Source organism: Nitrospira sp. BLG_1, from assembly GCF_047338595.1.
In the GTDB taxonomy this organism is placed as follows: domain Bacteria; phylum Nitrospirota; class Nitrospiria; order Nitrospirales; family Nitrospiraceae; genus Nitrospira_D.
In genome coordinates this window covers 169496-194428 of record NZ_JBLFBO010000001.1, presented here as the reverse complement: position 1 = coordinate 194428, position 24933 = coordinate 169496, and the positions used below count along the sequence as shown (strand labels likewise).

Annotated in this window: 21 protein-coding genes; 19 read left to right on the top strand and 2 right to left on the bottom strand. The window is 56.7% G+C overall.

What is annotated here, in order from left to right:
- The first annotated feature begins 12 nt into the window (after nucleotides 1-12).
- From ACMTNU_RS00965 to ACMTNU_RS00945, 5 genes are all read left to right on the top strand, one after another.
- Nucleotides 13-663, top strand: coding sequence for a DUF2238 domain-containing protein (locus ACMTNU_RS00965; RefSeq protein ID WP_413933331.1), 651 nt, complete (start codon nucleotides 13-15; stop codon nucleotides 661-663).
- Entirely contained in the window at nucleotides 664-1320 is a 657-nt protein-coding gene (locus ACMTNU_RS00960) for a DUF2238 domain-containing protein (RefSeq protein ID WP_413933330.1), read from the top strand.
- A gap of 118 nt (nucleotides 1321-1438) precedes the next feature.
- Nucleotides 1439-2605 carry a saccharopine dehydrogenase NADP-binding domain-containing protein gene (locus ACMTNU_RS00955; RefSeq protein ID WP_413933329.1) on the top strand — a complete coding sequence of 389 codons (1167 nt, stop codon included), beginning with the start codon at nucleotides 1439-1441 and terminating at the stop codon, nucleotides 2603-2605.
- A gap of 336 nt (nucleotides 2606-2941) precedes the next feature.
- Complete coding sequence (locus ACMTNU_RS00950) at nucleotides 2942-3946, top strand: alpha/beta fold hydrolase (protein WP_413933328.1); 1005 nt, start codon at nucleotides 2942-2944, stop codon at nucleotides 3944-3946.
- 364 nt (nucleotides 3947-4310) lie between these two features.
- Nucleotides 4311-4541: a hypothetical protein gene (locus ACMTNU_RS00945; protein WP_413933327.1), complete on the top strand. Its 231-nt coding sequence runs from the start codon at nucleotides 4311-4313 to the stop codon at nucleotides 4539-4541.
- Nucleotides 4542-4594: 53 nt separating this feature from the next.
- On the opposite strand, the gene ACMTNU_RS00940 is transcribed toward ACMTNU_RS00945, so the two are convergent.
- Nucleotides 4595-5035 carry a hypothetical protein gene (locus tag ACMTNU_RS00940; protein WP_413933326.1) on the bottom strand — a complete coding sequence of 147 codons (441 nt, stop codon included), beginning with the start codon at nucleotides 5033-5035 and terminating at the stop codon, nucleotides 4595-4597.
- Nucleotides 5036-5547: 512 nt separating this feature from the next.
- On the opposite strand from ACMTNU_RS00940, the gene ACMTNU_RS00935 reads away from it, so the two are divergent.
- The 14 genes from ACMTNU_RS00935 to ACMTNU_RS00870 all read left to right on the top strand — a co-directional run bounded on the left by ACMTNU_RS00935 (nucleotide 5548) and on the right by ACMTNU_RS00870 (nucleotide 24108).
- Nucleotides 5548-8136, top strand: a complete 2589-nt coding sequence (locus tag ACMTNU_RS00935; RefSeq protein WP_413933325.1) for a PAS domain S-box protein — start codon at nucleotides 5548-5550, stop codon at nucleotides 8134-8136.
- A 92-nt stretch (nucleotides 8137-8228) separates the two neighbouring features.
- A complete protein-coding gene (locus ACMTNU_RS00930) occupies nucleotides 8229-8897 on the top strand; it encodes a response regulator (RefSeq protein WP_413933324.1) in 669 nt (222 codons plus the stop codon).
- Between the two features lie 220 nt (nucleotides 8898-9117).
- The gene (locus tag ACMTNU_RS00925; RefSeq protein ID WP_413933323.1) at nucleotides 9118-9318 is read left to right on the top strand and encodes a hypothetical protein; all 201 of its coding nucleotides are present in this window, start codon (nucleotides 9118-9120) and stop codon (nucleotides 9316-9318) included.
- Nucleotides 9319-9520: 202 nt separating this feature from the next.
- Nucleotides 9521-9763 carry a hypothetical protein gene (locus ACMTNU_RS00920; protein WP_413933322.1) on the top strand — a complete coding sequence of 81 codons (243 nt, stop codon included), beginning with the start codon at nucleotides 9521-9523 and terminating at the stop codon, nucleotides 9761-9763.
- Between the two features lie 372 nt (nucleotides 9764-10135).
- Nucleotides 10136-11413 (top strand): glycosyltransferase, encoded by a 1278-nt coding sequence (locus ACMTNU_RS00915; RefSeq protein WP_413933321.1) that lies wholly within the window; start codon nucleotides 10136-10138, stop codon nucleotides 11411-11413.
- A complete protein-coding gene (gene glgP / locus ACMTNU_RS00910; protein WP_413933320.1) occupies nucleotides 11410-13143 on the top strand; it encodes an alpha-glucan family phosphorylase in 1734 nt (577 codons plus the stop codon). Before ACMTNU_RS00915 ends, glgP begins: the two co-directional genes overlap by 4 nt.
- A 38-nt stretch (nucleotides 13144-13181) precedes the next feature.
- Nucleotides 13182-14393, top strand: a complete 1212-nt coding sequence (locus ACMTNU_RS00905; protein WP_413933319.1) for an acetate/propionate family kinase — start codon at nucleotides 13182-13184, stop codon at nucleotides 14391-14393.
- Nucleotides 14394-14404: 11 nt separating this feature from the next.
- Nucleotides 14405-16798, top strand: coding sequence for a phosphoketolase (locus ACMTNU_RS00900; RefSeq protein WP_413933318.1), 2394 nt, complete (start codon nucleotides 14405-14407; stop codon nucleotides 16796-16798).
- Between the two features lie 598 nt (nucleotides 16799-17396).
- The gene (locus ACMTNU_RS00895; protein ID WP_413933317.1) at nucleotides 17397-18350 is read left to right on the top strand and encodes a DUF1207 domain-containing protein; all 954 of its coding nucleotides are present in this window, start codon (nucleotides 17397-17399) and stop codon (nucleotides 18348-18350) included.
- Between the two features lie 44 nt (nucleotides 18351-18394).
- Nucleotides 18395-20197: an ATP-dependent zinc metalloprotease FtsH gene (ftsH, locus tag ACMTNU_RS00890; RefSeq protein ID WP_413933316.1), complete on the top strand. Its 1803-nt coding sequence runs from the start codon at nucleotides 18395-18397 to the stop codon at nucleotides 20195-20197.
- Between the two features lie 140 nt (nucleotides 20198-20337).
- Complete coding sequence (locus tag ACMTNU_RS00885) at nucleotides 20338-21447, top strand: ABC transporter permease (protein ID WP_413933315.1); 1110 nt, start codon at nucleotides 20338-20340, stop codon at nucleotides 21445-21447.
- Between the two features lie 99 nt (nucleotides 21448-21546).
- Nucleotides 21547-22359: an ABC transporter ATP-binding protein gene (locus tag ACMTNU_RS00880; protein ID WP_413933314.1), complete on the top strand. Its 813-nt coding sequence runs from the start codon at nucleotides 21547-21549 to the stop codon at nucleotides 22357-22359.
- 111 nt (nucleotides 22360-22470) lie between these two features.
- Nucleotides 22471-23433 (top strand): MlaD family protein, encoded by a 963-nt coding sequence (locus ACMTNU_RS00875; protein WP_413933313.1) that lies wholly within the window; start codon nucleotides 22471-22473, stop codon nucleotides 23431-23433.
- Between the two features lie 33 nt (nucleotides 23434-23466).
- Entirely contained in the window at nucleotides 23467-24108 is a 642-nt protein-coding gene (locus ACMTNU_RS00870; RefSeq protein ID WP_413933312.1) for an ABC-type transport auxiliary lipoprotein family protein, read from the top strand.
- 37 nt (nucleotides 24109-24145) lie between these two features.
- Here ACMTNU_RS00870 and ACMTNU_RS00865 read toward each other — a convergent pair whose 3' ends face one another.
- A complete protein-coding gene (locus ACMTNU_RS00865) occupies nucleotides 24146-24898 on the bottom strand; it encodes a 4'-phosphopantetheinyl transferase family protein (RefSeq protein WP_413933311.1) in 753 nt (250 codons plus the stop codon).
- Nucleotides 24899-24933 lie beyond the last annotated feature (35 nt).

Here is a 24933-nt window from a genome sequence, read left to right as displayed (position 1 = left end):
GAAGGAAACGCGATGTGGGTTCGTGACAAGTTTCTGCTGATCGGCTTGCTGCTCTGGTACCTGGCCCTCTCAGTCTGGACGGCTCAGTCGCCGACCGATCCCCAGTTTTGGCTGATCTCGAGTCTGTTGCCGGCGGCGTTCGTGGTGGGATTGATCGTGACGCATCGCCGGTTTCCGCTGTCTCATACTTCTTACACGCTCATTACTCTCTTTCTGACCCTCCATGCGATTGGGGCCCATTACACGTATGCCCAAGTGCCGGTCGGTCAGTGGATGGATCAGGTCTTCCATCTCGGTCGGAATCATTTCGACCGGATCGTCCACTTCAGCTTCGGCTTTTTACTCGCCTACCCTATGGAAGAACTGTTCCGCCTCGGTGCAGGGGTGCAAGGCTGGCTCTTGTATTATCTGCCGGTCATGACGGTGCTGGGGCTGAGCGGGCTCTGGGAAATCATCGAATCATGGGTGGCGAGTACTCTCCATCCGGAATTGGGTGTTACGTACTTGGGGTCTCAAGGTGATGTCTGGGATGCCCAGAAGGATATTGCCGCCGCGCTCTACGGAGCCTTGATTTGCGTGACAATCCTTGCCGTGATCCGTGGGGTTCGCGGAACACTTCTGCCCTCCCAGGCTCCGCCGGCTATCGTCGACTCATCCACGTAAATGAAGGTCGGACTCCCAACTCTCGGACGGGCGGAGTCGAGCAGCACTCACCTGCCCGCCGGACTGCTTCTCTGTTACGGACTGCTCTGGACCTGGTTGGCTATCGCCCCCGTCAATCGAAGAGATTGGCTCCTTGAGAATCTGCTGGCGTTCGCCCTGGTGGTGCTGTTGACCCTGACCTACCGGCGATTTCAGCTTTCAACCTTGTCCTATTGCCTGATGACCTTCTTTATGACGCTTCATGCAGTGGGTGCACACTACACGTATGCCGAGGTGCCGTTGGGGTTTTGGCTCCAAGACCTGTGGTCCTTGAGCCGAAATCCCTTCGATCGTATCGTCCACTTCGCCTATGGGGCGCTCTTGGCCTATCCGGTGCGAGAGATCCTCATGCGTCTGGCCGGTGTGCGAGGCCTCTGGTCTTACTCTCTAGCGGTCAGTATGATTCTCGCTCAAAGCGGCCTGTTCGAAATCGTTGAGTCCATTGTGGCGGCTCTCGTGAGTCCCGAACTCGGTAACGCCTATCTCGGTACTCAAGGAGATGAGTGGGATGCGCAGAAGGACATGGCGGCAGCCTTGGGCGGAGCCGTACTGGCCATGGTCTTTACCTTCGTACTATCGAAGGGTAGTGGGAAGTCGGCCATTCCCTCCACTCCATAAATGAGAAGACGACGGTAGTCCCTGGTATGCAAGAGGCGGCTTGGTCCGCAACATTGGTATTGGTTATAGGAACCGCGTTCACGATGCGGAAGGGAAGTTATGGTACAGTGGCGACCCCATGAAGGTCTTTGTGCTCGGCGTCGGAGCGACCGGCTCGCTCCTGGTGAAGTCGCTTGTTCGTCAGGGGCACCACGTCTGGTGTGGCGACCGTGATCCGGCCCGTGCGCGAGACTTTCTCGGCGCAAAATCCGCCATCATCGTTCAGCAGGTCAATGCCAGAAATCTCCACGGTATCGTCAAGGCAGCCACAGGTTGTCAGCTGCTCATCAATGCCTGTCCTGCCGTCTTCAATAACATCGTGATGCGCGCAGCCCTGAAGTTGCGGGCGCATTACCTCGACACGGCCTCACACTTGCGAGCCAACCCGTTTCGACCGGAGCAGTTCCGCTTCGATCAACAGTTTCGAGAGAATAATCGATGGGCGCTCATTCACGCGGGTGCTGCGCCTGGCCTGACGAATCTCTTGACTGCGCAGGCCGCTGCTCAGCTTGATGGAGTGGACAAGGCGGAGGTGCGGATCTATGAGGAAACGGCGAGCGACGCGCCGGTATCACAGTGGTCGGCGGAGTCCTCATTTGACGAAGCGGTATCACGTCCCCGTATCTATCGTGACGGTCGATTCCGTTTTGGCTCTCGATTCGGAGAACGTGAACTCTTTCGCTTTCCCGCGCCGATAGGAGGAGTCGGGGTCGTGCTGGCGGCACAAGATGAGGTCGTGACGATTCCTCGAACCATCAGCATGAACCGGATGGATGCGAAAATCGGAGGGATGGACATCGACCGTCTCCGACGGTGGTATCGCCAGGGGAAATTGCGTCAGTCTCGAGGGCTCAGCCCGGTACGATTTCCTCCGACTCCGACCCCAGTCGCGATGACCACTTTGGTGCAGCAAGGAATTCTGCACAATGAGCGGTTTGCCCTGGCGGTCTTGGTGTACGGGGACAAGCAGGGCCGGTCGTGCCTCATCCGCTGGGACGCCCTGTTCCCATCGATGTTCGAGTTGCGTCGACGACGTATTCCGTCGTCCCCGATCGCCTGGGGTACCGCCCATCTGACGGCTCTATTCGTGAAGTACATGCCGCATGAAGGTTCTGGCGTGTATGTTCCCGAGATGTTGCCGGATTCGGCTCGCAGAGATATTGTGCAAGCCGTTCGGAGGAGCGGGATCCGACTCACGAGAAGGGTCAAGTATGTCAAGCTTGTCAATGAACACGTGCCCGTATAAAACCAGTCAGGTTGTTCTGTAGAACTGTACCCCCATGAATTGAGCATAACCACAGCGCGTTTCTTGTCGTTTTCCGCCACAGTGGGGGGGTCTTGCTTGTAGCAAGACTCCCCCATGATCCTTACATTGACCGGCCTCATCAGCTCTAACTGCTGAATAACGCTTAGACTGATTCCTGTATTGCTTCATAGCGCGCGAGGCTCTCTGCTTGCAGTATGGAGGAATGGTCGAGGGTGCGATTTTGGCATGCGACAAGCTTGGAGACAGTTCTCATGGTGGAGTTGAGGTTGTGTTCAAGCGACGGATGGGACGGTCCTTAATGGGACGGAACGTATCGTGAAGTGTCTGGGTACAACACCGCCGTTTCGCAACCAGGATGGTGAAATCCTGCCGACCAGCATCGCAGAAATTAGCTACGTTCGACTTGGTGGGTTCGATCAGTGGGTGATGATCCGCGGGGAGAACATTGCCAATCCGATCTTAATCTTATTGCATGGGGGGCCGGGATTTCCGGAGATGCGGCTATTCCGTACCTTCAATGCTGCGCTCGAACTGCACTACACCGTTGTCTATTGGATGCAGCGCGGCACGAGTAAGTCATTCGACCGCCGCATGCCTTCCTCTTCCCTCACGATCGAGCAATTCATTACCGACCTCAATGAACTTGTGGACTTGGTACGCAAGCGCTTTGGGAAGGACAACGTCGCGCTGTACGGCCACTCCTGGGGCTCGGTGTTGGGCGTCCTCTATGCGTCACGATTCCCGGAAAAAGTAGCCGCCTATGTCGGCACCGGGCAGATCGGCGAATGGGCCGCATTCGAAACAACCTCTTATCGATTCGTGCTTGCTGAAGCGGAGCGCCGTCAGCACCGTAAGGCCATCCGTGAATTGCGCGCCATCGGTCCACCGCCCCATGCCTTTTGGGATATGGTGGTGGAACGAAAATGGATCACGAACTTTTTTGGCGTCGTGCGTGGCATGTCTTTGTGGAGATTCGCCCGTATCACGCTGGGCGGGCCTGAAGCCTCGCTTTTCGATTTACCTAATATTCTGCGAAGCCAATTCGTGACGCCGAAGGTCATGTGGCAGGAGCTCATGGGGGTGAATCTTATCGAGGCCGCACCTGTCTTGCAGGTGCCGGTGTTCTTCTTTATCGGGCGTCATGATCGTGTCGTGACTGCGGAAACCAGCGTGGCGTATTTCGACGTCTTGCAGGCCCCGTCAAAAACGCTCATCTGGTTCGAAGAATCAGGCCACGAGCCGCCGGCTGAGGAACCGGCCAAGTTCAACGCATTGATGGTGGAACTTGTCCGGCCCGTGGTGGTGGCTTCGTCCTCGTAAGCAGCTGGACCCGCTCCTTAGAAGCCGAGATTTCGCACGTGCCACTGGTGCAGTATCGCCCGTTCACAGTATTGGTTGGCTTACCCACATTGCTTCAAAACCGCTCGCTGGCTAAAGGCTGTTTCCGGAAAGCATGAGCGATTTTCCACCGCCCGAGTATCGTGGAGTCTCGGTATGCGCCATCGGTAGTATCCTGACTTCAACATTTACACAGATAGAGAGAGGCGGAACCATACGCTCCTCACCGCATACACGACCAACTTATGACTCTATCGCACTGAAACTTCTCAGTATGGCGGCATGGCACATAACCTGCACAATTCCGATTCGTGTAAGGGGCTCTCTTTATTTGGAAGGAGGAATTATGCCACCACCATGCACAAGCAGTCAGCAAGCACTCGAGCTTATCATCCGTTCACCGGGGGCGATGGTCGATGATGTTGTGTTTCAGTGCCCCGACCTCACCTGGAATCAGATCTTTCTCGCTATCGATCGTCTCAGCCGAGAGGGAGCCCTTACCTTGACACCCAAAGGAGGTGGCCTGTATGCGGTGCAGGTGTCGGATGAGGCGTCGTTGGGTATACCAGTGTCCTAAACCCCGGTGATGTTCTACAGGTAGCCGGTGTATCCTTAGCTATATGGAATGGGCTAGGTGTCTGGGGTGGGAGCGGGTCCGGCATGTCTGATCCGTTCCAGCTGGGATGTGACCATCTTGGCATCGAGCTCTAGGGATGCGCAGGCTTCATGTAAGCTAGTAAACGCGCGGACAGGAGTGCCGTACAAGTGTGCGGTTGCCTCCTGAACGTGAGCTAATCGGTAGGTCAGAGGATTGACGAGCAGAACAAAGTTCTTGATGGTTTGAGAATGCAAAGCAGTGCTGAAGAGGACATTCACGATGTCTCGCATCTTTTCCGGAGTGAGCCCAAACAGTGTCTCTGTTGCGTCGATAAGGACCGAGGTATTTGGTTTAATGCGAGGATCTGAGAGACAGTCGTGCTGCTGTACAATGATGTCGTCACGGGTCACACTCCCAGTCCAGTATTGAAGCACAATACTGCCTTTCTGGATCACGTCATAGGAAATCGCCACAAGCTCTCTCAATCATGGATAAAGAGTGAGTGGTCGTTTAGGCTTCGCCATACCCTCTGGTGAATGACAGGGTGGTATCTCAAACAATTGTCCTTTCTTGCTCTCCTGTCTACGCCTCCAACACGTTCAGAATGGCGGTCGGACTCAGACTGCAGCTGGATGACGACTGGCCGCAGTAGGCGATGCTGGGACAGAGATACCATCTCACTCAAAAGGCCAGCAGTCACCTAAGAGGGTAAGAGTATTTCAAGATGAGGTCGGCTTGAGCACCTAGGCATTTGACTAGGTTTGGTCAGTGAATGAGCTAGGTTGGACTACTTCTTGGATTTGGCTCTTCCTGTGTACTTGCTGGGCCTGGAGGTCCAAGCCTAGAATCAGGACTCTATACTGCTGGCCAGGGAATTTGGGGCATATCCACGAGAGAAGGCTGGCTCTATGGCCATAACAAAGGCAACCAAGCGTTCACTATGGTCTTAGAAATTGGATCATCCTTCCCATGAGGGGCTAAGGTTGTGACCACATCGTCAAGCGGCTGGATCATTGCAGCAGCAGCAGCAGCAGCAGCAGTCTTCATTCTCGACGCCTTTATTCCGCTCGGCATCGCCGTGCCGATGCTGTATGTGATTCCAGTGCTCCTCACCTGGCTGGTGCCAGGTTCGCGCATTACCGTAGTGATCACGTGCTGTTCGGTCGCACTGACTGTGCTGGGGATCGTTGTATCGTCCGGTGAGTTCATCCCCGCAGTCGCGGTCGATCGAGCCATGGCCGTGGTCCTACAACTGGTTGTCGCCGGGCTCTTGCTCATTCACAAGGAGTCAGTCCGGAAACTCTCCACAGCGCAACAGGCCAGGAATGAGAGCGAGGAGCGACTGCGGTTGGCGCTGTCGGCTGAGGGGTTCGGCACGTTTGATTGGCACATCCCTGGGCAACAAGTCAGGTGGTCACCGGAGACGGAACGGATCTGGGGGCTTCCTGTGGGCGGTTTTGAAGGAACCTATGAACACTGGCGACGGATGGTCCATCCGGACGACGTGGCAGAGGCGGAGCGAATAGCCCGTCTTTCGTTGGAGAATCCCAACACCTCCTACGCTTACGACCATCGCATTATTCGCACTGATGGAACGATCCGGTGGGTTCATGCGAAGGCGACGACGGTTCGGGACGCAGCTGGTCGGCCAATCCGCATGGTCGGCGTGAATTCCGACATTACCGAGCGGCGGCAGATGGAGGAGGCCTTACGGACGCGCGAGGAGCAGTTGCGGATTTTTGTCGAACATGCGCCGGCAGCGATTGCGATGTTCGACCGCGAGATGCGGTATCTCGCCGCGAGCCGCCGCTGGCAGGAGGACTTCAGTTTAGGAGGACGACAAATCATCGGACGTTCGCATTATGAGATTCTCCCAGAAACCCCGGAGCGATGGAAAGCGGCGCATCGGCGAGCACTGGCAGGGGAAGTGGTGACTGAGAAGGAAGTCTGCTTTGAGCTGCTCAATGGCTCCGTCCAGTGGATTCACTGGGAAGTGCGACCCTGGCGAGGGCACGATGATAAGGTAGGCGGCATCGTCATTTTTGTGGAAGACATCACCGAGCGCAAGCGGGCCGAGGCAGCGTCGCGCGAGTATGAAGCGCGGAACAAGTTCATCACCGAACGTGCCGGCGTCGGCTATTGGTATTGGGACATTCCACGAGATCGACTGGAGTGGTCTCCCCTGTGTAAACAACTCTTCGGAATCCCGGTCGATGAACCGATGTCGTACGCACGGTTCCTGGCTGCGTTGCATCCCGACGATCGAGCTACTACAGACCAAGCTGTCCATGCCTGTTTAGAGAGCAACGGTCTGCAAAGCTATGACATCAAGTATCGGACCCAGTGGCAGGACGGTACGGTACGCTGGATTCAGGCCAAGGGGAGCGCCACATTCGAAGAGGGTCGACCGGTCCGCATGGCCGGCATCGCCCTCGATATTACAGACTCCAAACAGGCTGAGGTATTACTCCAGAAGAACGAAGCCTTTATCGAGGACGTGTTGAACTCACTGTCCGCCCATGTTTGTGTGCTGGATCGATCTGGGACGATTGTTCGGACGAATGAGCCCTGGAAAAAATTTGCTCGAGCGAACTCGTATGCGACCAGCAACATCGGAGCGGTGGGGGATAATTATCTTGAGGTATGTCGCCGGAGCGTTACCAATGGGGATACTACAGCTGGCCCGATTCTCGCGGGTATCGAGACCGTATTGGACGGAAGAGCAGAGCTGTTCAGCGCAGAGTATTCTTGCGATTCTCCCGATGAAACGCGCTGGTTTCTCCTCCGCGTGTCGCCGTTGGTAGCACCTCAGGGTGTGGTGCTCTCCCACCTGGATATCTCCGACCGCAAACATGTGGAGGAAGCTCTACTCGTGAAGCAGCGGGAGTTGCAGAAGTCTCAAGCGAAATTGGAAGAGCTGACCGGGAAGTTGCTCATTGCTCAAGAGACCGAACGGCGGCGACTCGCTCGTGAACTGCACGACGATCTGACGCAACGTATTGCCACGTTGGCGATCGATCTGCAAAGCATCCACTCAGGGAAGCGAGACTCCGAAGAGTCGGTACTCACGCGTGTGTGCCAGCTGGGCAAGCTGGCGGAGCAGATTACTGCGGATCTCCAAAAGCTGGCGCATCAGCTGCACCCATCACTGCTTGAGCACGTTGGTCTGGAAGCGGCAGTCCACGAGCATGTGGAGGAGTTTGAGACGAGGACGGGGTTGATGACGAGAGTCCAGGTGCGCAACCTGTCGGCCTTACTGTCCCTCGACCAAGCCACGTGCCTCTATCGAGTCTTACAGGAAAGTCTCCAAAACGTGCGGAAACATGCCAACGCAACCTATGTCGTGGTCCGGCTCTTTGGCTCGAAGTGGGGCGTCGGTCTCTGTGTCCATGATGACGGACGAGGGTTTGACTACCGGCAGCAGATGTCCAACGGACGTATGGGCCTCGGTCTCATTAGTATGGAAGAACGGGTGGCGGCGCTGCGGGGCACGTTCCGCATTAGGACCAACCCTGGTGATGGGACGGAGATTCATGCATGGGTGCCATTGGGAGGCGTGATGCGTGAGACGTGAATCGTGGGGCGTGCGTCTGCGTCATGAAGAGCGACGACAATCGGTAGAGAGGCGACGTACGTTCTGTACAACCAGGGACATACGGTAGCGCCATGTCTGAGATGATCTCGACAAAGAAGCCGCGCGTGTTGATGGCCGACGATCATTCCATCATGCTGGCCGGCGTGCGAAAACTGATTGAAGATCAGTGTGAGGTCGTGGGGTCCGTGGAGGATGGCCGCGCCTTGCTCGAAGCAGCGGGGAGGCTCAGGCCGGAGCTCATTCTTTTGGATATTTCCATGCCGCTATTGAACGGTCTGGAAGCAGCCCGGCATCTCAAAAAAATGTTACCCGAGACGAAATTGCTCTTTCTGACTATGCATGCGAGCTCCCGCTATGCCACAGAGGCCTTCAAAGTGGGGGCACACGGGTTTTTGCTGAAACAGTCGGCGGCATCGGAATTACCCCAGGCGATCCAGGCGGTCCTTAAGGGGAACCATTATCTTACTCCCTCGCTTGCCAAGCCGATGATCGACCAAGCGCTGAAGGCGGAGAGGGCCTTGGCCGTCAAGGGTGGGGAGAGGGAACTGACGCCCAGGCAACGGGAGATCCTGCAACTCATCGGCGAAGGGAAAGGCACCAAAGAGATCGCCACCCTGCTGGACCTGTCCGTGAAGACCGTGCAATTTCATAAGACCTGCTTAATGCAGGAACTGGGCATCCACACGACGGCAGAGCTGATGCGCTATGCCATGGCGCAGGGCCTTGCCAGCGCAGAATAGAAGCGATCTGTTCCCACGAAGTGGTCTCCTCCTCTGAGTGACCAGCCGGATGAGCGGCGTCATGACTCTGTGTTGATTCTCCAATGGACAGATCAGGCAGATTCCGATCAATGGTGCAGGATTGCAGGCAACTTTATCCCTGCAGCTAGGGCGAATGCCCAGTTTCTGCGACGATCTCGTTGCGGTAGAGTCCGACCCGACGTTCGAAAGGAAGCGGCTGATGACTATGTCCATCACCATCGATCAATCCCACATTGATCGGGTCTTGACCGCGCTCCGGCAACGAGAGACGCGTTATCCTCTCGAATGTGTGGAGGGATTCTGTCCTGACCTGACGACGGATCAAGTCTTTCTAGTGATCGACTATCTAACCCAAATTGGTCAGGTGTGTCTGACGATCGACACCGACAGAACGCACTGAGTGGAGGCCTAGGATGGGAAAAAGTGGGTCGTTGCCAGTTTGGTCAATGACACCGTTCCTTGTCCTGAAGCACTCACAGCCTGCGGTGAGTTTCATCGAATCGGATGCAGGATCTCAGGGTGTTGCGTCCACGGTTGTCTTGGCCGTTGATACACGAAGAGTCAAACGTGAGTAGAACACAGACACTCTGGCCGGAGGAGTTATGGAGAAGGACAAGAGTCTCTCAGAGACGGATGCGGCGACCGCCCATCTGATGGAGGACACCATGGAACTTCCAGCGGAATCAGTGACGGTTCAACCAGCGAGCAGAACCACTCCGACCAATCCCTGTAGCCACAGTCGGGCGATTGATGATGTCCTCACCAGGGGTAAGAAACGAAGCGGCAAGGTGCGTTGCCTCGAATGCCAAGCGATCTTTGACGATCCGTACGAGGGGCATAAATAGGACGCTCGTCGATGCCCGAAGAGTCTCGACACCCTCTGTTGCCTTCTGCGACAGCGCAACCTATCTCCTGTAGCAGGATGCCCCTGAGCCCTGCGGTTGTCTCCACCAGCCATCCTGAACTCGTCAATACTTCAGCCTGAGAATTGCTGCTACCCTTGTCTCTATTCATCGGCTCTCTCCTTGCACTTCATCCAACGCTATGAGTACGGAAGAGGAGCCTCTTACCCGGCGGAGACTTCTTACCCGAGTGCTCTTTCTTGTTAGGCGACTGAGTTGGAAAAAGTCTTGCAAGTTTGGCTTGTTGTTGAGTTGACAGGACTGGTACAGGTAGAGGACTGCTCTCCCTTGAACTGGAGATAGGAGGAGACCCGAATGTTGGAAGAGAAGACCATGTTGCCAAAAGTGGGAATCGGGCGGCGCTGCGGAGCGATCCAAGGCAATATAGGCCGCTATCGTGCGCTGATGAGTGATGAGTCGTACGAAGAACTCATCGCACTTGGAAAAGAGCTGGCGGGGGTCAGGGTCTGCCATCTGAATTCGACGGCGGCGGGGGGTGGCGTGGCCGAGTTGTTGGCTCGGTATGTGCCCATGCTGCAAGCGATTGGGGTTCAAGCCGACTGGCGGCTGATTCACGGAGAGCCGGAATTCTTTGCCATCACCAAGATGTTTCACAATGCGTTGCAGGGCGGCCACTACGACCTGCGAAAGCCGGAACAAGACCTCTATCTCCGGGTGAATGAGCGCAGTGCGAAGGCATTGGGCAATGACTACGATGTCTACATCGTTCATGATCCACAGCCGGCCGCGATCAGGCATTTTACGGGACCGCGCAATGCCAAGTGGATCTGGCGTTGTCATATCGACAGTTCGGCCCCGGACAAAGATGTCAGCCTGTTTCTGAGGCCCTATCTTGAGGAGTACGATGCGGTTGTCTTTACGATGGCGGACTTTCTCTTGCCCGGTCTGGCCGCGAAACAGATGGCGATCATCGCACCGGCGATCGATCCCTTGGCGACGAAGAACATGGAGTTACCCGAAGACTTGTGTCGCCGGGCGATTGCGGATTCCGGTGTCGATCCGACGAGGCCGTTGCTGGTGCAAGTTTCCCGATTCGATCCATGGAAAGATCCCCTGGGGGTGATGCGCGCCTATCGTCTGATCAAAGAAGAAATCCCCACCGTTCAACTGGTACTGATCGGCGCAATGGCGGGTGACGATCCGGAGGGATGGGAAATCCTGGATCGCGTGGAAGAGCAAGCCGCAAACGACCCGGATCTCTTTGTCTTCACCAATCTGGCCGGTGTGGGCAGTATGGAGGTGAACGTCTTCCAACGCGGTGCTGATGTCGTGATCCAGAAATCACTTCGAGAGGGATTTGGGTTGGTCGTCTCCGAGGCCTTCTGGAAAGAAAAGCCGGTTGTGGCCGGAAAGGCCGGAGGGATCCCCATGCAGTTTCCGGAGCCCTATCAGAGGAACCTGGTGAACAGTGTGGAAGGCTGTGCGGAACGGGTTCTCGACCTGCTCAAGCGACCGGGCGAACGGGGAGCGTTCGGTCGAGCGGGGCGCGAACACGTGCGCAAGCATTTTCTCCTGCCGCGGCTGGTGCTCGACGAACTCCAACTGATCAAACAGGTGCTGGGGGCGGCATGACGGACCGGACCGATGACGCGCTCGTCGCCTATTTTTCTATGGAGATCGGGCTCGACCCCAACATGCCGACCTATGCAGGCGGCTTAGGCGTGCTGGCAGGGGACACCATCCGGTCCGCGGCGGATCTCGAAATCCCCATGGTTGCCGTCACGCTGTTGCACCGACGCGGGTATTTTCATCAACGGCTGGACGAACAGGGGTGGCAGCGCGAGGAACCGGTGGCCTGGCCGATCAACGATTTCTGCAAGTCGGTCCCGCAGCGTGTCACGGTCGACATCGAACATCGTACGGTGCATGTTGCCGCCTGGCAGTTTCGTGTGCGGGGCGAGTCGGGCCATGAGGTATCCGTCTATCTTCTCGATACGGACCTGCCTGAGAATCAGCCATGGGACCGAACGTTGACGGATACGCTGTACGGAGGAGACGATGACTATCGTCTATGCCAGGAGGTCGTGCTGGGAATCGGAGGCTTCAGGCTGCTGCGGATGCTCGGATATGGACAGATTCGACGGTTCCATATGAATGAAGGGCACGCGGCCCTGCTCGTGCTTGCTCTGCTCGAAGAGAAACTGGCGTCCCGTGTTCATGAGGAAACGGTTCCCACTGATCTCATCGACGCCGTCCGGGAGCAATGTGTGTTCACGACCCATACACCCGTACCGGCCGGGCATGATCAATTTCCTTCCGACCTTGCCCATCGCGTGCTCGGCGACCGACGTTGTGCGTGGCTCAAGGCCTGTGGCCATGACCACAGCTTGAATATGACACAGTTGGCGTTGCGCGGATCACGCTTCGTCAATGGTGTGGCCATGAAACACGGGGAGGTCTCCCAAGGCCTCTTTCCTGGTTATCCGATTCACTCGATCACCAATGGGGTTCATGCGGTCACGTGGGCTGCTCCTTCATTTCAAACGCTTTATGATCGGCATCTTCCCGACTGGCGGCACGATCAACTTTCGCTTCGTTACGCGATCAACATTCCCACGCGGGACATTTGGAATGCACACACCGAGGCGAAGCGGGCGCTTGTCGACTATGTCAATCGTGAGACGAATGTCGGATTTGATCGAGATGTCCTGACGATCGGTTTTGCCAGGCGGGCTGCTGCCTATAAGCGCGGCACCTTGATCTTTCATGATGTCGAGCGGTTGGCTATGATTGCCGAGCGGGTCGGGGCGTTGCAACTGATCTTCAGCGGTAAGGCGCATCCGCGGGATCAGGATGGGAAGAATCTGATTCATCGGATCCACGAGCTTCGTGATGTACTGCGAGGAAAAGTCCGGGTAGCCTATCTCACGAATTACGACATGACGCTGGCGAAGCTCATCTGCGCCGGCGTAGACCTGTGGCTTAATACGCCGCTCCCTCCGATGGAGGCCTCAGGGACCAGCGGCATGAAAGCGGCGGTCAACGGCGTGCCCAGTCTGAGCGTGCTCGACGGGTGGTGGGTTGAAGGGCATGTGGAAGGCGTGACCGGCTGGTCGATCGGTGATCGGATCGATACCTGTCTTGAGCCGAGCGGGGGTATGGATGGCTGCCATGCCGCGGCGCTGTATGACAAGCTGGAGCAAAAAGTAGCGCCCTGCTTCTACAAGGACCGTGAGCGTTTTATCGAGATCATGCGGCAATCGATTGCATTGAACGGCGGATTCTTCAATACTCAGAGGATGATGGCTCAGTATCTTCACAATGCGTACCGGCTGGTCGGAGAGGCTATTCGTCGGGGGTAGGCGCACGTGTTGATCGGATGTCCGATGATCGAGCAGTCATGACTGATTCCTCGTCCGGTTCTGGTCTCGGCTCGATTCTGGTGATCAATGGCGGGTCGTCGACGCTGAAGTTCGCACTCTTTCGAATTGGTGCGGTTCCGGTCCCTGAGCTGTCCGGTTCTATCGACCGCATCGGGACGCCGAACGGTACCATCACCTGGGTGCGTGGAGACACCGGGACCGCTGAGCGTCGGACGATCACGGCCTCCGACCATGTCGCTTGTCTTGAGCCGTTGTTAGCCTGCATCAAGGACCATCTTGCACAGACCCCGCTCGTGGCAATTGGACATCGGGTTGTCCATGGTGGTCGCTATCGTGAACCGCAGCTCGTGACGCCGGCTGTCATGGAAGAACTGCAACGATTACGAGGGTATGATCCAGAACATCTTCCTGCTGAGATCGAATTGATTCGCGAATTCGCAGGCCGATATCCTCATCTCCCACAAGTCGCCTGTTTCGATACGGCGTTTCACGCCGATATGCCGGGGGTGGCCAGACTCCTACCGATTCCGCGACGGTATGGGAAAGTGGGCCTTCAACGCTATGGGTTCCACGGATTGTCTTATGCGTTTCTGATGAGGGAACTGGAGCGGGTTGGTGTCCCACATGAGGTCAACGGCCGCATCGTCCTCGCCCATCTCGGAAATGGTGCGAGCCTGGCGGCGGTCAAGGATGGACAGCCTGTCGACACAACGATGAGTTTCACTCCCACCTCCGGCCTGCCGATGAGTCGCCGATCGGGGGATCTTGACCCTGGACTCATGGCCTATCTGGCTCGCACGGAAGGCATGAGCGTGGATCAGTTTCACACGATGGTGAATGCGGAATCGGGCTTGCTCGGTATCTCCGAAACGAGTTCCGATATGCGGGACCTCCTCAAGCAGGAGCCGCATGATCCACGAGCGGCAGACGCCATCGAGCTGTTTTGCTATCAGGCGAAAAAATGGATCGGGGCGTTCACGGCAGCGCTCGGAGGATTGGACACCCTGGTCTTCACCGCCGGGATCGGCGAACACTCACCGGTAATTCGCGCTCGGATCTGTGACGGCTTGGAATATCTCGGCGTTGCGCTTGATCATACGCGCAACGAGGCCGGCGCACCTGTGATTTCAAACGACAACGGTAGGGTAACCGTACGCGTCATGCATACCGATGAAGAAAGCGAGATCGCACGTTCCGTCAGCGAACGACTCGGCGAACCGAAACAATGAACGAGGAGTGTATGCCACGAACCAAGACGACAACGCGGAACTCGGAATTGCTCGAGCGGATGGATGCGTATTGGCGGGCGGCCAATTATCTGTCCGTCGGGCAGATCTATCTCTACGACAATCCGTTACTGAAAACCCCGCTCACTCGCGCCCATATCAAGCCGCGTTTGCTCGGCCACTGGGGCACCACGCCGGGTTTGAATTTCATCTATGTGCATCTGAATCGGATCATCAAGGCACACGATCTCAATATGATCTATATCGCCGGACCAGGCCACGGAGGGCCTGGGCTTGTCGCAAATGCCTACCTCGAAGGCACCTATAGTGAAGTCTATCCGGATGTCTCGCAGGACGAACAGGGTATGCAAGGCTTGTTCAAGCAGTTTTCGTTTCCCGGAGGCATTCCCAGCCACGTGGCGCCGGAGACGCCCGGCTCCATTCATGAAGGCGGTGAGTTGGGCTACTCGCTCTCGCATGCCTATGGGGCGGTGTTCGACAATCCGGATGTGATCGCAGCCTGCGTGGTGGGCGACGGCGAAGCAGAGACCGGCCCGCTCGCCACGAGTTGGCATTCCAACAAATTTCTGAATCCCGTCACAGACGGTGTGGTGCTCCCCATTCTCCATTTGAACGGCTACAAGATTGCCAATCCCACAGTCCTGGCCCGGATCAGCCACAGCGAGCTGGAACAACTCTTTCGGGGATATGGGTACGCGCCCTATTTCGTCGAAGGCCACGATCCTCGGACGATGCATCGGCTCATGGCCGCGACGCTTGATACCGCCGTGAACGATATTCAACGGATCAAGACCGACGCCCGCAGAAACGGTGCGACGCAGCGGCCTCGGTGGCCCATGATCGTGCTCCGGACTCCCAAAGGCTGGACCTGTCCCACGCAAATCGACGGCAAGCGGACGGAAGATTATTGGCGGTCCCATCAAGTGCCGATGGGCGATATGGACAAATCGGCCCATATCCAGATTCTTGAGAAGTGGATGAAGAGCTACAAGCCGGGGGAGTTGTTTGACCAAGCCGGGCGATTGAAACCGGAGCTCGCCGAGCTGGCTCCGAAAGGAGCGCGTCGCATGAGTGCCAACCCCCATGCAAACGGGGGGCTGCTGTTAAAAGATTTGCGTCTGCCGGACTTCCGCCGGTATGCCGTTGCGGTGAAGCAGCCGGGCGGCGTCGAGGCCGAGGCGACGCGCGTCATGGGGGCGTTTCTGCGGGATACGATGAAACTCAACGGGGAGCGTCGGAACTTTCGCCTCTTCAGTCCGGATGAGAACAATTCCAACCGCTGGCAGGACGTGTTGGAGATCACCAACCGCGCCTGGATGGCGGAGCGATATTCCTATGATGACCATTTGGCCTCAGATGGCCGGGTGATGGAGATGCTGAGTGAGCACCAATGCCAGGGTTGGCTGGAAGGGTATCTGTTGACAGGCCGGCACGGCTTCTTTTCCTGCTATGAAGCCTTCATCCACATTATCGACTCGATGTTCAACCAGCATGCCAAGTGGCTCAAGGTCTGCAACCACATCCCCTGGCGACGGCCGATTGCCTCGTTGAATTATTTGTTGTCCTCCCATGTCTGGCGGCAGGATCACAACGGGTTCAGCCATCAAGATCCCGGTTTCATCGATCACGTGGTCAACAAAAAGGCCGAGGTGATTCGTGTGTATCTTCCACCCGATGCCAATACGCTGCTGTCGGTTACCGACCATTGTCTGCGCAGTCGCAACCATGTGAACGTCATCGTGGCGGGTAAGCAGTCGGCGCCGCAATGGCTCGATATGGATGCTGCCGTCAAGCATTGCACCGCCGGCATCGGCATCTGGGAATGGGCCAGCAATGATCGCCACGGCGAACCGGACGTGGTGATGGCCTGTTGCGGCGATGTGCCGACGATGGAAACCTTGGCGGCGGTCTCCTTGTTACGGAGGTACCTGCCGGATGTGAAAGTGCGGGTCGTCAACGTGGTGGATCTGATGAAGCTGCAACCATCCGCTGAACATCCGAACGGATTGCCCGACAAGGATTTCGATGCGCTCTTCACGACGGACAAGCCGATCATCTTCGCCTTTCACGGCTATCCCTGGCTGATTCACCGATTGACCTATCGTCGAACCAATCACAAGAATCTGCACGTGCGAGGATACAAAGAGGAAGGGACGACGACGACACCTTTCGACATGGCAGTGATGAACGATCTTGATCGGTTTCACCTCGTCGCTGACGTCATCGATCGCATCGGCCTGCGCGGCTCGCAGGCCGACTACACCAGGCAGGCCCTCCGCGACAAGCGCATCGAACATAAGCACTACATCGCCGAACACGGCGAAGACATGCCGGAGATCCGGCAGTGGAAATGGACCGGAACGGCGAGACGGAAGGCACGCGTATAGTTCTCTAGCAGAGTGTTGGCAAACCCTACGCCTATCCTCAAACGGGCCGCCCTCAGGGTGACTGACCGAATCAAGATGGCCCTCAGGCTGTTCAGAAAGGCTGTCCAGCAAGGCCGCAGCGAGTGAAGGGGCGAATCGTACTCTGGCCCGTACGTTGAGCCTCTGAGCGACGTGAGAACGCCGCTGGCGGCCTTTGTCAACAGCCTGCTGGCTCTGTGCCATCGTTATCCAGGCGAGCACGCATCGTGAGAAAAATGAAGTGCCACGTTAGGAAGCTCACCTTTGCGGGATCTCCACCGCACAGATTCTCCTCGGACCATCCTCTCGCGAGGATGGCAGCACGTGTCTGAACAAGTAGCCCAACGTGGACCAAGCCCAAGTTGCGGTGGTGCCGGGAGTCCAAGCCGTATCCTGGCAGAATTTTGTTCAAACACTGTGAATGATTTTCACGGCTCCCCGTCGCCATTCCCTCTATGAGCCGCTCCCTCCGCTCGCAGCAAAAACATGTGAAATTGCCGTATAAATATGCTATCGGATAGGCCTCAGAAGCCGTTCAACGGTCAGGCAGAATCACGTCATGACGGGAGGATAGAGAGATATGGGCCGGTTGGTTTCGTATTCTTCACGAGTCATGGGTTTGGGATGGGCGGTGCTCTTGCTGGTCGGGTACGCCTATGCGGATGAGCCCGAGCCAAAGAATCCGGAGGAGGCCAAGGTACCAACAGTCATCGATTGTCGGTATGATCATCATGACGACGGGGAGACGAGCGAGGCTTTTCCCTCCGACGATGTCTTTCGTCCCCTGATGGCGGATCCCAAGCAGCCGCAGTTCTTTGCCATCTGGCAACAGTCGCGGTCGCGGACGGACAATTCCTCCTTCAGTCTGGGGTCGGTGGCCATCGGGGAGAATTTCGGCTTTTACACGAATCGGAAAGGCTGCAACGGATGGCAAGTGGGACTGCTCACGGGAGTCTTTGCGCAATTCAACCTGGATGAAAAGAATGCAGCCTTGATCAACACGGATTTTAACGTGGGGATCCCGCTTTCGTGGCGGTCGGGGAATTGGTCGGCGAGGCTTCGCTACTATCACCAGAGCAGCCATCTCGGTGATGAATTTTTGAGCAGTCATCCGGACATCAAACCGTCGAGTTTCATCCTGGAGGAAGCGGAAGGTATCCTATCCTATGACTACCGATGGCTTCGTCTGTATGGAGGAGCGGCGGTGCTCGTCCATCGTGAGCCGGCGACGATCGATCGTACAAGAGTTCAATGGGGATTCGAGGCACGGGCGCCATCGATGAGGACCAGGATCCTGGAGCCGTTCCTCAATCGCTTGCTCCTCACGCCCGTGTTATCGGGAGATTTCAAGTCGCACGAGGAACTGGGTTGGATCGTCAATACGAACGTGCTCGGTGGTTTTGAATGGTCTCGCACGGGGTCCCGCCGGCACTTTCGTATCATGGCGACCTATTTCCACGGTCATAATCCCTATGGGCAATTTTATAATCAAAAGATCGAGTCGATCGGGGTCGGGGCCTATTTCACGTTTTAGCCCAGTGCAGGTCAGATCCGGCATCTGGAGTGTGGAGCGGTGCGATGAACAATAAAGTGTCTTTCTCTATCTGGTATGTGTTGTTGGCCATAATGGCCGTTGTGCTTGTGCATGATCTCATTCATACCTTCAATAAGGTCGAAGAACTCCCCTACAGTGAATTTAAAAAGCTGGTGGCCGACGGCAAGATCGCAGAGGTCGCGGTCGCCAACCATGTGCTGACGGGCAAACTGAAACCCGAGGGTGAGTCGAAAGAACAGAAATCCTTTGCGACCGTGCGAGTCGAAGATCCGGACTTGGTCCGGGAATTGAACAAACACGGAGTCACGTTTGCCGGTGTGATTGAATCCACATTTTGGCGTGATGTGCTGTCGTGGGTAGTCCCGGTCGCCCTGTTCGTCGGGATTTGGTTCTTTATCCTCAAGCGTTTTGGCCAGGCCCAGGGTGGCTTCATGCAGGTCGGTCAGTCTAAGGCCAAGATCTATATGGAGAAGGACATCAAAGTGACGTTCGCGGACGTCGCCGGGGTGGATGAGGCCAAAGACGAGCTGCGCGAAGTGATTGAGTTTCTCAAGACGCCGGAGAAGTTTACCAAGCTCGGCGGCAAGATTCCGAAGGGGATCCTGCTCGTCGGCCCGCCGGGCACCGGAAAAACACTCCTCGCTCGCGCCGTAGCCGGCGAGGCCGAAGTGCCGTTCTTCAGTATCAGCGGGTCGGAGTTTGTCGAGATGTTTGTGGGGGTGGGCGCCGCCAGGGTTCGTGATCTGTTTGAACAGGCCAAAGGCAAAGCGCCCTGCATCATCTTCATTGATGAATTGGACGCCTTGGGCAAGGCCCGAGGTGTGGGACCCATGGCGCATGAAGAGCGCGAGCAGACACTCAATCAGTTATTGGTCGAAATGGATGGATTCGATCCCCGGGTCGGGGTGATTCTCATGGCCGCGACCAACCGTCCGGAAATTCTTGATCCCGCATTGCTGCGCGCGGGGCGGTTTGATCGCCATGTCACGGTGGATCGCCCGGACAAAAAGGGGCGTCTGGATGTACTCCGTGTTCATGCCAAGAAGGTGGCCTTGAGCCAGGAGGCCGATTTGGAACAGATTGCGGCCATGACCCCGGGCTTCTCCGGGGCTGATCTGGCGAACGTGATCAATGAAGCGGCGTTGCTGGCGGTTCGCCGTGGAAAGGATCAAGTCCATCTCTCTGAACTGCAGGAAGCGGTCGAGCGCGTCATCGCGGGGTTGGAAAAGAAGAATCGCGTCCTGAATAAGATGGAGAAAGAACGGGTTGCATTTCATGAAACCGGCCATGCGCTGGTGGCCCTGTCCATCCCCGGCACCGATCAGGTGCAGAAAATCTCGATCATTCCTCGAGGTGTCGCGGCACTCGGGTATACATTGCAATTGCCGACGGAAGACCGGTTTCTCATGACGAAATCAGAATTGGAGAATAAAGTAGCGGTGTTGCTCGGTGGGCGGATTGCCGAAGAAACGATCTTCGGCGAGGCCTCCACGGGAGCACAGAACGATCTCGTCAAAGCCACGGATATCGCGAAGAGTATGGTGAAGGCTTACGGTATGAGCGAGAAACTCGGCACGATCACGCTGGAGCGAGAACGACAACCGCAATTCCTTCAGCTCCCTGTTGCGTCGGAAAAGGGTGATTATTCAGAAGAGACCGCCCGTGAAATTGATTGCGAAGTGCGCCGGATCGTCGATGAGCAGTATGGACGGGTGCGGCAATTGCTGGAAGCCAAGAAGGTCGTGCTACAGCAAGGGGCCAAGCTCTTGTTGGAGCGTGAGGTGATTACCGGGGCGGAGCTGAAGGCCATCCTGGAAAGCAGCTGAGTCGCTCGTCGAGCATGAAGCGTCTCTCGCAAGGCTGAGGAGTGGTCATGAGTCATCAGTCATTCTTCATTGACCAATGACTATTGACGAATGACTGAGTTTTACGCTTCACAAGATACGCTGCACAGAGAGTGAACCCCATGGAACAGGCAACGATCTCCGTTGATAGGTCTATGATTCATTGCCGAGGGGCCTGGACGCTTCCGAACCTGGTACAACTGGAACGGCAAATCCAAACTCTTCGGTGGCCCGATGGGTCCGATGTCCGATTCGACACCGTGGGTGTGACGGCCATGGATACGGGAGGCGCGCTCTTGCTACAACGTTGTCTCACGCACAGTCCTCGTAACGGTCAGAGGAGTGCTCCGCAAGGGCTGAGACCGGAGTTTGCAGACCTGCTTCAGAAAGTCCAGCTCCAGTGGCCTCGGCCTGACCAAGGGGCGGTGGCTCGTGGTACGAGCTGGGTTGAGAGCCTCACGCATCTGGTGCAGTCTCGACAAGCAGCAGCCTCCCGTGCACTGGCATTTATTGGCGAAAGCACCATTGCCTTCGGCCGAGCGTTGGTCCACCCTCGTTCGATCCGGTGGCGGGCCCTCTTGCGGTTCGTCGAACTGGACGGCGTGCGAGCGTTGCCGATCACCGGGCTCCTCACGTTTTTGGTAGGCATCGTCATTGCCTATCAAGGTGCGGAGCAGCTCAGAAAGTTCGGCACGAACATTTTTATCGTGGATCTGGTCGGCATCTCGCTGCTACGAGAAATTGCACCGTTGATCGTGGCCATCTTGATTGCCGGTCGATCGGGCTCGGCCTATGCGGCCGAGATCGGCACCATGAAAGTGACGGAGGAATTAGACGCGGTGCGGACATTGGGGATCTCTCCTATGAATCTTCTTGTCTTGCCGAGAGCGCTGGCCCTGGTGATCGCCCTTCCGCTCTTGACGGTGTATGCGGATGTCGTGGGTGTGTTCGGTGGGATGCTCATCGCCTTGGGGGAGCTCAACGTGAGTTTCGTCGAGTTTGTCGCTCGGTTTGAGGAAGCTGTTCCGGTGCGACACTTCTTGATCGGGCTGGGGAAGGCCCCGTTTTTTGCGGCACTCATCGCCTTGGTGGGCTGCTACCAAGGATTTCAGATCAGAGGCGGAGTCGATGATGTTGGTCGTCACACGACGATCAGCGTCGTACAGGGGATTTTTCTCGTCATTGTATTTGATGCGATCTGTAGTATCCTGCTGAACTGGTGGGATCTCTAGCACGATGCCCCTGAATGTTGAGGATGCCGTCGCGGATCAGTAACAACCGGTTTGTGCATGTAACAGTGACCTCTTTCAGAATGGGATGGGGAAGTGTTCGTGAAGCCGTCTGCCACGGATATTGAGACACCGGTGATCGAAGTCAGTCATGTCGCGACAAAGTTCGGACAGGCTGTTGTCCATGAGGATATCAGTCTCTCCATCAGGCGGGGAGAAATCTTTGCGATTGCCGGAGGCAATGGCTGCGGGAAGACGACCTTACTGCGTGAAATTATCGGCCTGGTTACACCTTCATCCGGAACGATACGATTGTTCGGACTCGATAGCCGAAAACTGGAGATGGGCGATGGCCACCCCGTTCATCGCCGATTCGGAGTGATGTTCCAGCAGGGCGGCCTGTTCAGTTCCCTCACGCTGGCTGAAAATGTCGCGGTGCCGTTGCGAGAGCATACAACACTGAGTGCCGGTCTGATCCACGATATCGTCGCTGCTAAGATCGCGATGGTGGAGTTACCGCCGGACAGCGCCGTGAAATATCCCAACGAACTCAGCGGGGGGATGCGAAGACGAGCGGCCCTCGCACGCGCGATCGTGATGGATCCGGAGTTATTGTTTCTGGATGAGCCGACGGCCGGGCTTGACCCGATCGTGGCGACAGCATTTGATGAGCTCGTGCTCTCACTCAAGCGCCTTTTGGGGCTGACTGTGGTCATGGTGACACATGACCTCGATTCCCTGTGGGGGATCGCGACTCGTGTGGCGGTACTCGGCCGTGGAGCGGTGCTGGGGATTGGCACCATGCAAGAATTGGCTCGGTCCGATGACCCGATCGTCCGGGATTATTTCCATGGCCCTCGTGGGCGCTCCGCCCGTGAACAGGCAGCCCAGAATGGCCACAGTCGTCAGGTGTGAGGCATTGCTCTAGGACGTTTTTCATTGTGAGTGCTACGTAGGCGGTGTACTGTCAACTCAACACCGCGCCCTCGGGCGCTCGTGAATGACGAGCGACGGAACACAGAACAGATGGAACCAAAGGTCAACTACATCGTCGTCGGTTCGTTCGTGGCGTTGCTCAGCGCGGCGATTCTCTCCGGTATTCTCTGGTTGGGGAAGAGCGATTACCGCGGGTCGTACGATCGATACGAGGCCTACATGACGGAATCAGTGGCAGGGCTCAGTGTCGACTCCAGCGTGAAGTATCGTGGGGTCGATGTGGGTCGGGTGAAGGCCATTGCTCTGCGTGCCGACAATCCCGAGGAAGTCGTACTGACATTGGATATTGTGCGAGGCACGCCGGTGAAGACCGATACCATTGCCATGCTTGAAACTCAGGGGCTGACGGGCCTTGCCACGATCAATTTGACCGGAGGGAGCCGTGAGGCTCCCGTGTTGCAAACCCAAGCGGGACAGACCTATCCGGTGATCAAGACGGGCCCCTCTTTATTTTCTCGCTTGGATAAGACGGCCTCTCGCCTGCTCTCGGAAGAGGGGCTGGGGCAGCTGTTGGCCGATCTTGATCTGGCGGCCAAAGGGGTGGCGAATGTGTTGAACGACGACAATCGCACCATGCTGACGAAGACCATCAAAGATCTCTCGGATGTGGCCCAGACACTTGCCGGCCATAAGGTTCAGATTGAGCACAGTCTAACCGGCGCAGCCAAAAGTGCCGAGAATTTAACCAAGCTGACGGCGTCGCTGAATGCACAGGTTCCTCCCTTGCTCACGGAGATCAACAAGAGCGTGAAAGCCATGGATGTGGCGACCGAGGAGCTTGCGAAGACCACAAAAACCGTGGGAACGGTGGTGAATGAGGCCCGTCCAGAGCTGCAGCAATTTACCAAAAGGACCCTGCCCGAAGCTGGTCAATTGGTGACGGAACTGAGGCAGCTTACCAGTACATTGACGCGCGTGGCGCGGGAGTTAGAACGGGAGCCAAGCTCACTGGTGTTTGGACGAAAGACCCCATCGCGCGGGCCCGGAGAATGAGCCGGTTAGAGAGCGAACAGTTGTGAAGAGGGTATGATTTCTTATCGGATCGTCCACGCGAGCTGTGTGGTATTGGCGCTGGTCACGAGCGGCTGCATTTCAGTCCGCGGCGGGTCTGAAGCGGCTCACACCTATCAATTGAGTCTTGAGGGAGCACAGAGGGAGGTGCACGCTGCCGATGGGAATAGCCCTGTCGTTCAGTTGAGTCCTCCTCAAGCCGAACCCGGATTTGAAACCCCTCGAATGGTCTACCTCAAGCGACCCTACGAGTTGGAGTATTTTGCTGCGAATCAATGGGCCGATACACCGGCGAACATGGTTGCCCCCTTGTTGGCTCAGAGCCTGAGTCAGAGCGGCATCTGGCGTGACGTCGTGTTGTTGCCAAGCTTGGTGCCGGGTGATTATCGGCTCGATGTCTATGGATTTGCCCTGCAGCAGGAATTTTTTCAGCAGCCTAGCCGCGTCAGAGTGACGGCGCGTGCTCAGTTGGTGGACCTTAAGCTATCCATGATCGTGGGGATGCAGCGCTTTGAAGCCATTGAACCTGCACCGAGCGAAAACGCCTATGGTGGTGTGGTTGCTGCCAATCGAGCAGTTGCTGCGTTGCTTGATCAGATCACGGTGTGGCTCAGGGAATGCGTTGGACACTCACCCACCTGCCGCCGCTCAATGTGATTGAGGCAAGACGAAGGGAGCGACGGCTCCGGTTGTGCTATCCGCCCTGCTTCATAACGTCTAAGTCCTGCGCAGCTACTGCGGCTTCCCATCCTTCCCCGCAAGAGAGAAGACATACCTGAAGCGGGGCTGTGAACCGTGAACCCAAGCGGACCCGAACATCCCTGTTGAGTTCATGTTGGCCGAGGACGACCTCGCAGTCAGACAGTCCACGGAGCCCGATACCTTCCGCCTTCAGCACCGCTTCTTTCACGACCCAATAGCGGAAAAATATCATGGCACGCTGCGCTTCGGTTGCGTGCGTAATCACGGTATGTTCGGAGGGGGCAAAGTAGCGTTCGGATAGGTTCACAACCTCGATGTTGGAACGAACCAATTCAAGATCGACGCCGACCTCCTGGGCCTTCGAGACGGCAATGAGCGCCCGGTTATGGGCATGGGATAAATTAAAGGTAATTGCGGAATGTCCCCGTACATCTCTCGCCACAAAGGGCTTGCCTGCCTCTGTACGTCCCAGTGAGACTTCATCGGGGCTGACTTCAAGGTATCGGCTTAGTACGGCTCTGAGGCCTCCGTGAGCCAGTACGTATTGCCGCCTGGTATCTTCTCGAACAAGGCGGGTTGCGCGCTGACGCTCTGCTTCATCCAGCCACTCCGAACATCGCGTCATGCACCATGACGACCCCTCAAGTTCAATCCCCCAGAGGTGCACGGCGTTCGGTTCAAGCTGGATATGACCCTGCAGGGTTGTATCGGCGAGGCGATCAATTGGCTTAAACGAGATCAGCACAGTGGCATCCAGACTCTTGCCCCGTCTTCGTGGTT